Here is a 12,926-nt window from a genome sequence, read left to right on the forward strand (position 1 = left end):
GTTTTCGATAATTTTTTTAGATGATGAAATTAAGAGGCTCTGTAAAATCTTTTTTATCGGTAATAACAATCTGGCTCTTGGTATACGCCACACTGTGGGGTATTACACTTTCGGTAATCCAGGTATTACCGCCAATGATACTGTCGTGACCAATGACTGTTTTACCACCAAGAATAGTACTGTTGGCATACAACACCACATTGTCTTCAATGGTGGGATGGCGTTTGGTTTGTGCATCTTCTTTACGCACTGCTAATGCACCGAGGGTTACGCCTTGATAAATTTTTACATTCTTACCAATCACCGATGTTTCGCCGATAACCACACCCGTACCATGATCGATAAAGAACGGACAACCAATTTGTGCTCCAGCATTAATATCAATACCTGTTTTGCTATGGGCAAGCTCACTCATAATACGTGGCAAAATGGGCACATTCAATTTATACAAGGGATGTGTAAGCCTGTAAATCATAATGGCATAAAAACCGGGGTACGATAAAATCACTTCTTCCACAGAATAAGCTGCAGGATCAAATTCCAAAATAAGTTCTGCATCTTTTATCAAGTCTGCTTTAATTGCAGTCAATCCATTCAAATAAATATCTGTAATACCGGGCACATCCAGCTCATACCGTTGCGATAGTGGCGTAAGTATGTCTGTAAGCTGTTTTCTGAGCGAGAGATTGGCACTGCACTGCTGTTCGGTATATGCAGCTGCATCATTTACCATTGGAAAAATGCAGTTGATCAAATCTTCTGTAAACGCAACCACTGAATTTCTCGACGGGAAATTACTGCTGAGCAGATAGCCGGGAAAAGCACTCATGATCTAAAGTATTTTAAACTGCTTCCATTTTTGCAAACGAACGGTCAGTCATTTTCTGAAAAAACAATCATGCGAAAGTAAGGCTTCTTTTATTTAGTCTACCAGTTTGGTTGATTTTTAGCATTTCTGCAACCCATTTTTCGCAATTATTGACAGAGAACTTACAAATTACTTTATTGCAGCGCCTTTTTCAAGGCTTCTACTGTTTTTTTATCGTTACCGATAAAAATGCGGTCGTCCAATATCGTTACAGGTCTTTTCAAAAAGGTATCTTCTTCCAGTATGTAGTTTTTGTAATCCTCTTCGGAAAGTTGTTTATCCTTTAAGCCAAGTTCTTTGTACTTGAGTGCACGCCTGCTGAACAGTGCTTCGTAACTGCCCGCCAGCTTTTTCATTTCTTCCAGTTGCTTTTTGGTGATCTTTTCCTCCCGGATGTTCTGCAATTCAACACCAGCCTTATCTGCACCAGTTTCTTTTATAATAGCCTGGCAGGTGGTACAATGTGCCAGGTGATACATTTTCTTCGACATATCAGTTTTTTCTTTTTTGCGTGTAACTTAATTCATTTTTGTACTACCTATACAATTACGTAAACCAATTGGTTGAATGACCACCCGGACTGAACAGGATTTTCTGCTGCTGGTGCAGGAGCACCAAGGCATTATCAGAAAGGTATGCCATCTGTATGGCCGCAACGATGCGGACAGGGATGACCTGTACCAGGAAATTGTTATTCAACTATGGAAAGCTTTCGGCAGTTTCAGAGGCGATGCCAAGATAAGTACCTGGATGTACCGCATTGCACTCAACACGGCCATCAGCAACCTGCGCAAACAATCGAGAAAGGTGACCTTGAGTTTTCCTGAATTTATACCGAAAGACGAAGCAGAAACCTATGAAGAGAAACTGAAAGAAGAAAAACTGCAACAGATGTATGCTGCCATAGGCCGGTTAACCGAAGTGGAAAAAGCCATTGTTATGTTGTACCTCGAAGACAAGAGCTACGATGAAATGGAAGAGATTCTCGGTATTGGCAACGGGGCCTTGCGGGTAAAAATGAACCGCATCAAAGAAAAATTACGTTCATTAACAAAAGCCGAAGCGTATGGAACTTGATCAGCTAAAAGAAATGTGGGGCAAGGTTGACAGCAGTACGCAGACTTCTGAACAGGAGCTGCAGGCTATGCTGCAGAAAAAATCAAAAAGTCCTATTGCAAAAATGAAACGCAATCTCACCATCGAAATGTGGGTGGTGGTGGTATTGTACCTGTGGATCATCATTGATTATATCATCAGCTTCAAAGGACTTATTCTGATGATTCCTTTACTGTTCTTCTTAATTGGTGTGGGTTTTATTGTGTATTACATTCGCAAACGTAAACTGCTGCACCAAATGGAATGTGTTACCTGCGAAGTAAAAAGCAACCTGCAGCAACAGTTGCAAATTCTTGAAAAATATATTCGCTTTTACCTTTTAGCAGGAACAGCATTGGTACCCATTACCATCATTCTTATGTGTACAGTTTTGTTTTTCTATGCGCCGGAAGTTCAGCAAGTAAGAGCTAAACAATCGGTTCCTTACGGATATTTTTTGCTGGCAATCGTTATTATTTCAGTCATTCTTACTGTACCGGTTTATTTCTTAAACAAATGGTATGTGCGTAAGCTCTATGGTCAGCATGCAGAAAAACTGAAACAGATTGTAAACGAAATGAATGAAGAAGAATAAAAATTAAAGAACATGAAAAAAACATTTGTGCTTTTACTGGCCATAATTGTTAGCTGTACCGGGTTTGGACAAACAAAAAACGAAACGAGTTTGCTTTGGGAAATAAGCGGCAAAAATCTGAAGCAGCCTTCGTACCTGTTCGGCACGGTACACATCATTTGTAAAGAAGATTTCTTTTTACCTGAAATTGTACGCACAAAGTTTTCAGCAGCCCATGAAGTGTTTCTTGAGCTGGATATGGACGACCCGGCCATGATGATGAAAATGATGTCGCTGATGCAGTTGCCCAAAGGTCAAACCATTAAACAGTTGTTTGGCGACAGTGCATTTGCTGCCTTCGATAAAAAGTACCAGAAAATTACCGGTATGTCGGCCGCACTGTTCAATACGTTTAAACCGCTTATGCTCATGAGCATGCTTACCGAAAAATCGTTAAGCTGTTCCGGCAGAGAATCGTACGAACAAACATTCATCGCCATGGCTGCTAAAGAAAAAAAAGATATTAAGGGTCTCGAAAAAATTGAAGACCAGATTGCGGTATTCGATGGTATTCCCGACAGTGTTGAAATTGCCAACCTGCAAACTATGGTTGCAAATTTTGATAAAAGCATCGAAGAGTTTAAGAAACTTATTACAGTCTATAAATCGCAGGATGTGGAAGCAATTTTTAATCTTACAGCAGCATCGCCTGAATTGATGGAAGCACAAAACGACCTGCTGGTAAAACGCAACAACAACTGGATTCCTGTTATGCAAAACAACATGGAAACAGGGGCGTGTTTTTTTGCTGTAGGTGCTGCACACCTTGGCGGCGACATCGGCGTTATTAACTTACTGCGTAAAAAGGGCTATACTGTTAAGCCCGTTAAACTATAAATCACCACCACACCATTACCTTATTTTCAACGTATCAAACGAGCGGGTGTAAAACACCCGCTTTTTTTATGCAGGCACTTTATCTTCGTGGTATGCAGCACGTGGGTATTTTTCTTACAAACACATACAACAAACAACTGCTTATTCAGCAATTGCTCGAAAAAAAAGCAACAGATCAGTTGGGTATTACAGCCGCATCCACTGTTCAGCTTTTTTCGGGCTATACTGTACAGCAATATTTATTAGAAGAAGATATTCATGGTTATTGTGGTATTGAAGCAACTCGTGTACAAACACTCCGTTCCATGTCGAGCGGTGAACAGAAAAAAGTATTGCTGCATCATTTACTTACTTTACAACCCGATGTGTTAGTGCTGGATAATGTGTTTGACAATTTAGATATTGCTACACAGGAAGCATTAAAAGAACAGTTGCACAATGCTTCCAACAGCATCTGTTTCATTCAATTGGCACATCGAAAGAAAGATTTACTTGCGTTTATTGCAAACCGCCTAACGCCTTCTGCAGAAGGAATATTTGTGCCGTTCAACGAATCGATTGCTGAAACTGCTTCAACCGAAGAAGCTATTGTACCTGCGCCCTTGCAGCAATACAATCTTACCAGCGACGAACTCGTTCGCTTTACCGATGTGCATGTAAGCTATGATGGGCGACAGGTATTGCAACACATCAACTGGACCATCAACAGAGGTGAGTTCTGGCAATTGAAAGGGCCTAACGGATCGGGTAAAACAACGTTGCTTACCATGATCACCGGTGATAATGTAAAAGGTTATGGTCAGCAGCTGTTTTTGTTCGGCCGAAAAAAAGGAAGCGGTGAAACCGTGTGGAGCATTAAAGAAAAAGTAGGCTACCTCACGCCGGCTATGACTGATCTGTTTGCTACAAGACATACATTGCTGCAAATGATTGTATCGGGTTATCTCGATCAGATTGGTTTGTACACCGTGCCCAGCGATATGCAGTTACGCTCAGCGCTCGAATGGTTACACATGCTGCAATTAGAGCAAAAGGCCAATTTGCCATTTAATAAACTTACACAGGGCGAACAACGGCTGGCATTAATTGCAAGGGCAATGGTCAAGCATCCGCCTATTCTGATTTTAGATGAACCGTTGATGGGTTTAGATGATGCGAATGCTACCAAAGTAATTCAACTCATCAATAAACTGGCAGCAGAAACAACATCGGCTGTGTTATATGTCTCGCATCAAACAGAGCCGGGTTTGCAGGTGCAAAAAGTATTTGAGCTGGTGAAAACGGAGAATGGTTCTGTTGGAAAAGTTATTTGAACCACATGAAAATCTAATGTCCAAAAAACTCAAGTTAGAAGGCACAAGAAACAAGGCTCAAGGAAGTAAAGCCCAAATGATAAAAAACAAAATCCAAGAAATAAAAGCGCATACCGGCAGCTTACACTTCAGAGTATAAATAAATAAACAAGCAACCGGTAACTTGTAACCTGCAACAAATCCTACATCAGACATCCTAAATCAGACATCAAAATCTTGTTTCCAAATAATGCGGCAACAATGCACGCCAGGTATTCCAGTCGTGTGGCCACTCTTGCCCCCAAATATCCAGTTCGTAGTTAATGCCCTTGTCGTATAAAATTTTTGCAAACCTTCCGGCACTCGATGGATCTTCGTATGCACCACTTCCGCTGAACAAATGAATATGATTGCTGTGCCGTATCTGTTCCAGTATTGCATGATCGGTTAAGTTGGGCATGTAATGCATCGGTGAATTATAGTACACCTGCTCATCGTAATAGCCTTTGGTATATTCCATCAAATCGTACACACCACTCATGGCAATAACGCCATTGATCAGATCGGGTCGTTTCAAAAACAAATTCATACTGTGCAATGCACCAAACGAAGCACCACAGGTAATGATGGGTGTATCGAACGAAGTATTGGTTTTAATAAACGGCACTACTTCATTAAAAATATATTCGTTGAACTGGTTCTGGCGAATGGCTTTGTGCGCCGGCTCCATTTCGTTGTTCATCCAGCTTTCGGTATTAATGCTGTTAACGGAGTACACTTTTACCTTCCCTGCTTCGATCCATGGACTGATCGCATCGATCAACTGAAAACGTTCATACTCCAGGTAATCAGCCGCAGCAGTAGGCACCAGCAACAAGGCAAAACCATAGTGACCATAAATAGCAACGGGCATGTCTTTATTTAAAGCGGGACTGTACCACCCGGTTAATTCTCTCTGCATAAAATAAGTTTTGTAATAGGCATAGCAGTATTGCTATCTACCTTTATTGAAGATAAATGATAAGTACTGCCTGCACAAAAGGAAAAACTAAAAAAGTACAACGATTATTTTCCGCCGCCCGGAGCCGAACCCATCATTGATACATCTCTGTCGAACATATACAAACCACTTTTATCGCCGCCAATGAGTTTGAGCTTATCCATGATCTGGCGTGCCAGAGCTTCCTCTTCTATCTGTTCGCTTACATACCACTGTAAAAAGTTATGCGTGGTGTAGTCTTTTTCTTTTAAACAAATATCTACCAGGCGGTTTATTTCGGTGCTCACCAGTATTTCATGATCGTGCACCTGCTGAAAAAGCTCTTTCACTCCTTTGTATTTTGCAGAAGGTGCTTTCAGCTGCGGAATAATACCATGGCCTCCACGTTCGTTGATAAACTTTACCAGCTTCAGCATGTGCAGGCGCTCCTCATCGCTGTGTTTGTACAAAAATGCGGCAATACCACTGTAGCCTTCTACTTCGGCCCAGCTGGCCATGGCTAAATAAATCTGCGACGATTCTGCCTCGAGCAACACCTGCTCGTTCAAGGCCTTTTCAATTTTCGGGGATAGCATAGTGTCTGTTTTTAGTTCTTGTAAGTTACGATAACGGGAGAATTTTGCCTGTAAACCGTCATAAATCTGCTAAAATGCGAAAACCACAACCAAACTCTGCCGTTTGTTGTTAAATTTGCAGCTTAAAGTTTCATTACTATGATTCAGACAGGAAACCCCGTTATCAGTATCTATACAGAAATGACGCCAAACCCGGAAACCATGAAGTTTGTGGCCAACAAACTACTGTACCCCGGTAAAAGCATCGATTTCCCCGAAGTATCTACCGCCGATGCTTCGCCCCTGGCGCAGGAACTCTTTGGTTTTCCGTTTGTGAAAGCCGTGTTCATTGCCAGCAATTTTGTTACACTTACCCGTTCAACACCCGATACGGAGTGGCAGGAACTGATTCCTACCGTACGCCAGTTTTTGAAAGACTACCTCGAAGAAGGTAAGCCGGTAATTGACGAATCGAAAGTGGTTGAACCGGTGAAGGAAGAAGTGGTGTTGAGTGGCGATGAAAGCGATGTGGTAAAACGCATCCAGGAAATTTTGGAGAACTATGTAAAGCCTGCGGTTGAAATGGACGGCGGTGCCATCCAGTTCAAAAGCTTTAAAGATGGAAAAGTGAATCTGGCATTGCAGGGAAGCTGCAGCGGATGTCCTTCATCGATGATTACACTAAAAGCGGGTATTGAAGGAATGATGAAGCGCATGATTCCTGAAGTAGAAGAAGTGGTGGCAGAAGCAGAATAATTCTGAACCGTGATTTAAACGAGTTATTGATTGATAAGATTGAAGCGTTGCATGAAAGTGCAGCGCTTTTTTGTTTTAAGTTATTGTTTTGAAAAGTAATTCTATTTTACAACTCAAATACTTAAACCAAAAGCCGAAGATGAGACCAGTGTTATTGCTATTACTATTAATATCGACCTTTTTTAACAACGGGTATGCGTGCTTAAATGGGGAAATTAAAGAACTTAAAGATGGCACGGGTGTATATGAAGACAAGCCTGGAAATGTTCCCTATGGACACATGTTTTATAGTGATGAAACATTTCAAAAGGCTTTAAAACGTTTTGATAGCCTTTATAAAACCACAAAGGACTTGGACTATCTTTCGGACCAAGGATTATTGCTCATTTTACTTAAGCGATATCAGGAAGCCATCAATTTATATCTTGAATTAGAAAGAATCAAGCCAAACAGATATTCAACTGCATCAAATCTTGGAACGGCTTATGAACTTATTGGACAAAATGAAAATGCATTAAAGTGGATTCAAAAAGCTGTTGCAATTAATCCCAGATCGCATAATCATTCCGAGTGGATTCATGTTAAAATTTTAGAAGCTAAAATAAAAGGCGAGCAATTTTATAACACAGCTTTTTTGCTAAATACCGATTTTGGATCTGATCTTTTACCAAATTCAACCTTGAAGAAAATCCAATTAACAAAGCTTTTAAATGCACTATATTATCAATTAAATGAAAGAGTCTCATTTGTAAAGCCTAAAGAAAAGATTATTGCTCAACTCTTATTCGATTTGGGAAATGTGGCCTTTTTGCTGGGAAACCTTGATGATGCAGTCACAGACTATGAGCTGGCAAAAAAATACGGATTTTCGGGCCAGCTGATTGAGTCGAGAATTAAAGAGGCTAGTAGACTTCATAAACTACCAGCCGAAGGTTTAAAAAAAGTAGTAAAGACCAGGGTCAAGCCAGACTACACAACTGCAATTATTGCTGTAGCTGCTGCAGTAATTTTGTTGGTAATACTAAATATCAAAAAACAAAAAGTCAAAAATTAATTTGCCGTTGTTGGTCGCCTGACCAACAAAAAATCGAAAACATACCCATGTTCATCACCCGCAAAGCAATTGTTCAATCAAAACCCATTGTCGGTTCGGAAATAACCAAACTGCAAAAAGCTTTTTTTGATGAAGAGTTATTGCAGGAGTATAAACAAGATGGCGAAGAACAATTATACCGGGATATGTTCGATTGTGTACATGATGCAACTGCAGAATACAAAACAAGCAACAGCATCATTGGACTTGATCATACAGACATCAACAGTTATACAACAGTATTAAGTAACAAACTGAAAGAACTGTTTCAGGCAATTGGTGCAGATGAAGTTTATATTCTTTCGCACCTGAAACTTGATTTGTTCGGAAACAGGGATAATCAGTTTAAACCTTTGGCGAAAGCCTATGAAAAACTGGAGGCCATTACCGGACAAACAAGTTATAAAGAAGCGTTTCATATCAACATCAACCAACTGCAACAGTTCATCGATATTATCTTCTGGCTTATCCGTTGCGATCCAGCCGTACCTGAATATATTTTCTTCTTTGCCGGCAACGAAAAGCTGGAGTTGTTTCTGTGCAAATACGGCAACATTCATCTTACAGAAATCGGTAACGTACAACTAACCAAAGAAGTACTTGCAGCAATGGGCTGGCAAGTAATAGATGGACCGGAATACGACCGCTTTTCAAACGATGGCGCAATTGAAGGGCGACAGATAAATTTATAATCTGCAAAACTGGTATGCATTATTACAACCTGCCCAACTCTTTCTTTGTAAACTCGTTTTCTACGTTCCCGGTATTCAACGTGGTAGCAGGTTCAAACAGCAACACATGTACTTCTTCCTGGGCATTAGGTCTGTGCTCCACGCCTCTTGGTACAACAATAAACTCTCCTTCGTTAAGTGTAATTGTTTTATCACGAAACTCCATATCAAAACTTCCTTTCACCACATAAAACAATTCATCTTCATGATCATGATGATGCCAGGTGAATGGCCCTTTAAACTTCACCAATTTCACATGTTGTCCGTTTAACTCGCCTGCAATTTGCGGACTCCAGTAATCGTTAAACAACGTAAATTTTTCGGCAACATTTACTTTTTCCATACTGTAAAATAAAAAAGCCGGTCTTCATTTGAAAACCGGCTGCAAAAGAAATTACTATTCATTACGCAACTAATGTTGCAATGCTTGAAATTTCCAGTCCTTGACCTAATAATTTAGAAATAGGGCAGTTTGCTTCTGCATCCTTTACACACTCCTGGAATTTTGCATCATCAATACCGGGAACTTTCGCCGTTAAGATGAGGTGCGATTTGCTGAGTATGCCATCTACAAATGTGATTTCACATTTTGTTTCAAGTTTTTCAGGTGTAAATCCAGCAGCACCTAATACAAAACTCAGTTTCATAACAAAGCAACCAGCATGTGCAGCTGCAATCAATTCTTCAGGATTTGTACCAACACCGCTTTCGAAACGGGAAAGGTAAGAATATTGTGTGTTGCTTAAAACGGTGCTTTGTGTTGTAAGCTGTCCGTTACCTTCTTTACCAGAGCCATTCCAAACGGCTGTTGCATGACGTATCATAGTTTGTAATTTTTTGTTTGAGGTGGTAAAACTAAAAGAAAATTACATTCGGCGTTGTGCGATTTGTTGAAACTTTTGTTATGCTTTCTTTTGCCAATGTACGCCCCTTTGCTGCAGATGATTGAGCACAAAATCGAAACATGCTTTGTTGTGCCCGATGAGCTCGGGAGGAAAAACGCCCTTTTCTGTAAACATTTGCTGTGCCATCAACTGCACAGCTCCGGTACAGGCATAACCTGTTGTACGGGCCATCGACGAAATACCTGTAGCAGCATCATACTTATCGAATAAGTGGTATTCAACAGTTTGCCCATCACCATGCACAAGCACTTTCATGACTGTTAATTCTTCTTCTGTTTCGCCCAGCTTCCATTGATCAATCAATAGTTGTGATGTGAATTGCAGCGGCGAAATCTCAGTTCCATTAACCACTCTTTTTTCTTCGCTGAAAAACCCGGCTTGTTGCAAGGCCACAATCAAATCTACATGACCGGGATAGCGTAAGGTTTTTTCTATTTGAGTAGGAATATGCGGCATGGTAAACAACAACGAACGCAAACCATCGGTATTAAATGCTTCCAATGTGCCCACTTCATCAAACTGCATCATTTCCCTGTCGGTTAAAGCTGGTTTGGTTACAAGCACCCCATTTTCTTTTAAACGTGCAGGCCTTGTGTATTCTTCCATTACATCAATGGGCGAAAAAGGTGCTTTGTACAAAAACGGCGGTTGCGGATGCAGTGGCAATCCGCCCACATAAATTTCAAACTTGTCAACCTTCATTTCAGCATTGTAGCGCCCAATGATCCAGTTGCTCATACCCGGCGCCACACCACAATCAACAATGGCCGTTACATTTTTTTCTTTCGCCAACGCATCCAACTGCAATGCATCTTCCGGAAAAAATGAAATATCGGCCACATTTTTACCGGCATTAATCACAGCTTTCAATGTTTCAAAACCCATAAAGCCGGGCACCGCTGTTACCACCATATCAAAACCCGACAGCAGCGTTGCGTATGCAGCTGTGTTGCGTAAATCTGCAAGCTGTGTTTTAATCTTATTATCACGTTGTTGCAGCAATGCAAGGTTTTGTTCATTAACATCAAAAGAAGTTACCTCAAAAGTGGTGGCAAGATCAAGCGCAATGGCACGGCCTACCATACCGGCTCCTAAAACAGCAATCAGCATAACAATCAAAATTTCTGCAAAGATGTATGAAAAGTTTTTGCAGCGTAAAAATGAAAATTTACCCTCATTTTTGAAGCATGATAGAAACGGTATGGCAGCAGTTTTTAACAGGTATGCAGCAAACTACCTGGTACGAATATGTTGCTGTTGTAAGTGGCATTGTAAGTGTTTGGTACAGCCGAAAAGAAAATATCCTTGTTTATCCTACAGGATTGGCGAGTACCATTATCTATATTTACCTCAGTTATAAGTACCACCTGCTGGGCGAGGCTGCGGTAAATATCTACTATACCGTTATGAGTTTGTACGGCTGGTGGTTGTGGGCCTTAAAGGATAATGCACAACATCATCTTGTTTCGATCAGTTTTTCCAACAGGCGTTGGTGGGTTTATCAGCTTTTGTTTTTTGCGGCTTTTTATGTTACGCTTTTTGTTTGCCTCACTTTTTTAAAAAATGGTTTTTATCCCGGTGCTATTCCATGGGCCGATGCACTTGCTGCAGGTTCTGCCTTTACCGGAATGTGGTTGATGGCTAAGAAAAAAGTAGAAAGCTGGTATTGGTGGCTTGTAACGAACATTACGTCCATTCCGTTGTATTTTGTAAAGGGATTGGTTTTTACGAGCGTTTATTATGCAGTATTACTGGTAATGGCGTTTTTTGGATTAGCAGAATGGAAGAAAAGGGTAAAATTACGATAGCAGTATTCCCATTGTCTGGTATTCAATCACCACTTATTTTGCACGCTTTATGGCTCACCCAAAACGTATTGTATTACTCGGACCGGAATCAACAGGCAAGTCTTACTTAAGCGAACAGCTGGCAAAGCATTATAATGCCGTTTGGTGCCCGGAGTATGCACGTGAATATTTATTGCTTTTAGGCCGTCCTTATACGGCCGATGATCTGTTGATTATTGCACAAAACCAGGTAGAACTTTCCAACAAATACATTCAGGATGCAATTGAAAAAAACGCCAAAGCTGTTTTTTTCGATACGGATATGCATGTAATGAAAGTGTGGAGCGAAGTAGTGTTTGGTGCCTGCGATCCCTGGATTATTGATCAGTTGCAACAACAACAAACCGACTTTTACCTGCTTTGCAAACCAGATATTCCGTGGGTACAGGATGAGCTTCGTGAATATCCCGAACAGGAAGTACGGGATGATTTGTTTTCGATTTATGAAGAGCAGATGCAGCAACAAACAACTCCGTGGGCTGTTGTTTCAGGCGCACACGAGGTGCGGCTGCAAAACGCAATTGAAGCAGTTCGTCATTTATTTGGCTGATCGTTTTTTCTTCGCTGGTTTTGCTTCGGCAGGTACATCATCACGAATAAGCTGTTGCACATCGGCATCTCCTTCCAGGTTATTCATTTGCCGTATTACCCAAGGCGTTCTTGCACGTACTGCTACCGATAAAGGCTTTACGGTATACTTTTTAGGATTACGCAACGATGCCGCAATTTGTGCAGCCTCTAAACGTGTAAGATTTTTTGCAGGCTTATTGTAAAACTGTTGCGCCGCTGCTTCTATACCGTATACACCTTTGCCCATTTCAACAACATTCAAATACACTTCAAGTATCCGTTTCTTTCCCCAGATCCATTCAATCATTTTGGTGAAATAAACCTCCAACCCTTTCCGAAACCAGCTTCTGCCCTGCCACAAAAAAACATTCTTGGCTGTTTGTTGCGATAAAGTAGATGCTCCCCGTACACGGTTGGGCTTTTTTTCGTTGTGCTTCATCGCTTTTTCAATCAGCTTCCAATCAAAGCCGGCATGGTCGGGAAAAAGCTGATCCTCTTCTGCAATAACAGCCAGTCGTGCATTGCTGCCCATTTCCTCAATAGCAATATAATCCCGCTTCAACCCCTCACCTGTAACCAAACTTACAAGCTGAGTAATGGTAAAGGGCGGGTTCACCCATTTAAGTACAATGATGTAAATAAACTGTGCAATAAAAAGAAACAGGAACACACGTTTTAAAAAACGAAAACTTCGTTGCCAGAAAGAGGAGTTGGTGGAATTGGATTTCTTCGCTGCCATGCTTG

The 12,926-nt window shown here is 41.0% G+C and carries 17 protein-coding genes; 9 read left to right on the forward strand and 8 right to left on the reverse strand.

All coding sequences use genetic code 11. The features are described 5' to 3' along the window. Positions 1-16 precede the first annotated feature (16 nt). Both IQ13_RS13005 and IQ13_RS13010 read right to left on the reverse strand, forming a co-directional pair. A complete protein-coding gene (locus IQ13_RS13005; protein ID WP_144886809.1) occupies positions 17-829 on the reverse strand; it encodes a serine O-acetyltransferase in 813 nt (270 codons plus the stop codon). 173 nt (positions 830-1,002) lie between these two features. Next, positions 1,003-1,359 carry an arsenate reductase family protein gene (locus IQ13_RS13010; protein ID WP_144886810.1) on the reverse strand — a complete coding sequence of 119 codons (357 nt, stop codon included), beginning with the start codon at positions 1,357-1,359 and terminating at the stop codon, positions 1,003-1,005. A gap of 76 nt (positions 1,360-1,435) precedes the next feature. Between IQ13_RS13010 and IQ13_RS13015 the strand changes: the two genes are divergently transcribed. The 4 genes from IQ13_RS13015 (at position 1,436) to IQ13_RS13030 (ending at position 4,747) form a co-directional block, all read left to right on the forward strand. After that, on the forward strand, positions 1,436-1,945 hold the full coding sequence (locus tag IQ13_RS13015; RefSeq protein ID WP_144886811.1) for an RNA polymerase sigma factor: 510 nt from the start codon (positions 1,436-1,438) through the stop codon (positions 1,943-1,945). Continuing rightward, positions 1,935-2,558: a DUF8845 family protein gene (locus IQ13_RS13020; protein ID WP_144886812.1), complete on the forward strand. Its 624-nt coding sequence runs from the start codon at positions 1,935-1,937 to the stop codon at positions 2,556-2,558. Before IQ13_RS13015 ends, IQ13_RS13020 begins: the two co-directional genes overlap by 11 nt. A 12-nt stretch (positions 2,559-2,570) precedes the next feature. Next, positions 2,571-3,434, forward strand: a complete 864-nt coding sequence (locus IQ13_RS13025) for a TraB/GumN family protein (protein WP_144886813.1) — start codon at positions 2,571-2,573, stop codon at positions 3,432-3,434. Positions 3,435-3,502: 68 nt separating this feature from the next. Further along, positions 3,503-4,747, forward strand: coding sequence for an ATP-binding cassette domain-containing protein (locus IQ13_RS13030; protein WP_144886814.1), 1,245 nt, complete (start codon positions 3,503-3,505; stop codon positions 4,745-4,747). Positions 4,748-4,955: 208 nt separating this feature from the next. Here the strand turns inward: IQ13_RS13030 and IQ13_RS13035 are convergent, their stop codons facing one another. Both IQ13_RS13035 and IQ13_RS13040 read right to left on the reverse strand, forming a co-directional pair. Further along, on the reverse strand, positions 4,956-5,687 hold the full coding sequence (locus IQ13_RS13035; RefSeq protein ID WP_144886815.1) for an esterase family protein: 732 nt from the start codon (positions 5,685-5,687) through the stop codon (positions 4,956-4,958). A gap of 104 nt (positions 5,688-5,791) precedes the next feature. Then, the gene (locus tag IQ13_RS13040) at positions 5,792-6,301 is read right to left on the reverse strand and encodes a ferritin (RefSeq protein ID WP_144886816.1); all 510 of its coding nucleotides are present in this window, start codon (positions 6,299-6,301) and stop codon (positions 5,792-5,794) included. A gap of 138 nt (positions 6,302-6,439) precedes the next feature. Between IQ13_RS13040 and IQ13_RS13045 the strand changes: the two genes are divergently transcribed. The 3 genes from IQ13_RS13045 (at position 6,440) to IQ13_RS13055 (ending at position 8,821) form a co-directional block, all read left to right on the forward strand. Further along, on the forward strand, positions 6,440-7,036 hold the full coding sequence (locus tag IQ13_RS13045) for a NifU family protein (protein WP_144886817.1): 597 nt from the start codon (positions 6,440-6,442) through the stop codon (positions 7,034-7,036). A gap of 139 nt (positions 7,037-7,175) precedes the next feature. After that, positions 7,176-8,090, forward strand: a complete 915-nt coding sequence (locus tag IQ13_RS13050; RefSeq protein WP_144886818.1) for a tetratricopeptide repeat protein — start codon at positions 7,176-7,178, stop codon at positions 8,088-8,090. Positions 8,091-8,137: 47 nt separating this feature from the next. Further along, positions 8,138-8,821 (forward strand): hypothetical protein, encoded by a 684-nt coding sequence (locus tag IQ13_RS13055; protein ID WP_144886819.1) that lies wholly within the window; start codon positions 8,138-8,140, stop codon positions 8,819-8,821. Positions 8,822-8,843: 22 nt separating this feature from the next. Here IQ13_RS13055 and IQ13_RS13060 read toward each other — a convergent pair whose 3' ends face one another. The 3 genes from IQ13_RS13060 to IQ13_RS13070 form a co-directional block, all read right to left on the reverse strand. Next, positions 8,844-9,203: a cupin domain-containing protein gene (locus IQ13_RS13060; RefSeq protein WP_144886820.1), complete on the reverse strand. Its 360-nt coding sequence runs from the start codon at positions 9,201-9,203 to the stop codon at positions 8,844-8,846. Positions 9,204-9,264: 61 nt separating this feature from the next. Continuing rightward, positions 9,265-9,684 (reverse strand): OsmC family protein, encoded by a 420-nt coding sequence (locus IQ13_RS13065; protein WP_144886821.1) that lies wholly within the window; start codon positions 9,682-9,684, stop codon positions 9,265-9,267. A gap of 78 nt (positions 9,685-9,762) precedes the next feature. Further along, positions 9,763-10,875, reverse strand: coding sequence for a saccharopine dehydrogenase family protein (locus tag IQ13_RS13070; protein ID WP_144886822.1), 1,113 nt, complete (start codon positions 10,873-10,875; stop codon positions 9,763-9,765). Positions 10,876-10,952: 77 nt separating this feature from the next. Between IQ13_RS13070 and pnuC the strand changes: the two genes are divergently transcribed. Together pnuC and IQ13_RS13080 are read left to right on the forward strand one after the other, a co-directional pair. Next, a complete protein-coding gene (pnuC, locus tag IQ13_RS13075) occupies positions 10,953-11,573 on the forward strand; it encodes a nicotinamide riboside transporter PnuC (protein WP_144886823.1) in 621 nt (206 codons plus the stop codon). 49 nt (positions 11,574-11,622) lie between these two features. Then, positions 11,623-12,162, forward strand: coding sequence for an AAA family ATPase (locus tag IQ13_RS13080; protein WP_144886824.1), 540 nt, complete (start codon positions 11,623-11,625; stop codon positions 12,160-12,162). Here IQ13_RS13080 and mtgA read toward each other — a convergent pair. Further along, positions 12,151-12,921 carry a monofunctional biosynthetic peptidoglycan transglycosylase gene (mtgA, locus tag IQ13_RS13085; RefSeq protein WP_144886825.1) on the reverse strand — a complete coding sequence of 257 codons (771 nt, stop codon included), beginning with the start codon at positions 12,919-12,921 and terminating at the stop codon, positions 12,151-12,153. The genes IQ13_RS13080 and mtgA overlap by 12 nt on opposite strands. Positions 12,922-12,926 lie beyond the last annotated feature (5 nt).

The sequence above is a fragment of the Lacibacter cauensis genome (assembly GCF_007830055.1).
GTDB classification, from domain to species: domain Bacteria; phylum Bacteroidota; class Bacteroidia; order Chitinophagales; family Chitinophagaceae; genus Lacibacter; species Lacibacter cauensis.

Coding starts and splice junctions, on each gene's coding strand:
- IQ13_RS13005 (WP_144886809.1), bottom strand. CDS start 829: ATGAGTGCTTTTCCCGGCTATCTGCTCAGCAGTAATTTCCCGTCGAGA.
- IQ13_RS13010 (WP_144886810.1), bottom strand. CDS start 1,359: ATGTCGAAGAAAATGTATCACCTGGCACATTGTACCACCTGCCAGGCT.
- IQ13_RS13015 (WP_144886811.1), top strand. CDS start 1,436: ATGACCACCCGGACTGAACAGGATTTTCTGCTGCTGGTGCAGGAGCAC.
- IQ13_RS13020 (WP_144886812.1), top strand. CDS start 1,935: ATGGAACTTGATCAGCTAAAAGAAATGTGGGGCAAGGTTGACAGCAGT.
- IQ13_RS13025 (WP_144886813.1), top strand. CDS start 2,571: ATGAAAAAAACATTTGTGCTTTTACTGGCCATAATTGTTAGCTGTACC.
- IQ13_RS13030 (WP_144886814.1), top strand. CDS start 3,503: ATGCAGGCACTTTATCTTCGTGGTATGCAGCACGTGGGTATTTTTCTT.
- IQ13_RS13035 (WP_144886815.1), bottom strand. CDS start 5,687: ATGCAGAGAGAATTAACCGGGTGGTACAGTCCCGCTTTAAATAAAGAC.
- IQ13_RS13040 (WP_144886816.1), bottom strand. CDS start 6,301: ATGCTATCCCCGAAAATTGAAAAGGCCTTGAACGAGCAGGTGTTGCTC.
- IQ13_RS13045 (WP_144886817.1), top strand. CDS start 6,440: ATGATTCAGACAGGAAACCCCGTTATCAGTATCTATACAGAAATGACG.
- IQ13_RS13050 (WP_144886818.1), top strand. CDS start 7,176: ATGAGACCAGTGTTATTGCTATTACTATTAATATCGACCTTTTTTAAC.
- IQ13_RS13055 (WP_144886819.1), top strand. CDS start 8,138: ATGTTCATCACCCGCAAAGCAATTGTTCAATCAAAACCCATTGTCGGT.
- IQ13_RS13060 (WP_144886820.1), bottom strand. CDS start 9,203: ATGGAAAAAGTAAATGTTGCCGAAAAATTTACGTTGTTTAACGATTAC.
- IQ13_RS13065 (WP_144886821.1), bottom strand. CDS start 9,684: ATGATACGTCATGCAACAGCCGTTTGGAATGGCTCTGGTAAAGAAGGT.
- IQ13_RS13070 (WP_144886822.1), bottom strand. CDS start 10,875: ATGCTGATTGCTGTTTTAGGAGCCGGTATGGTAGGCCGTGCCATTGCG.
- pnuC (WP_144886823.1), top strand. CDS start 10,953: ATGATAGAAACGGTATGGCAGCAGTTTTTAACAGGTATGCAGCAAACT.
- IQ13_RS13080 (WP_144886824.1), top strand. CDS start 11,623: ATGGCTCACCCAAAACGTATTGTATTACTCGGACCGGAATCAACAGGC.
- mtgA (WP_144886825.1), bottom strand. CDS start 12,921: ATGGCAGCGAAGAAATCCAATTCCACCAACTCCTCTTTCTGGCAACGA.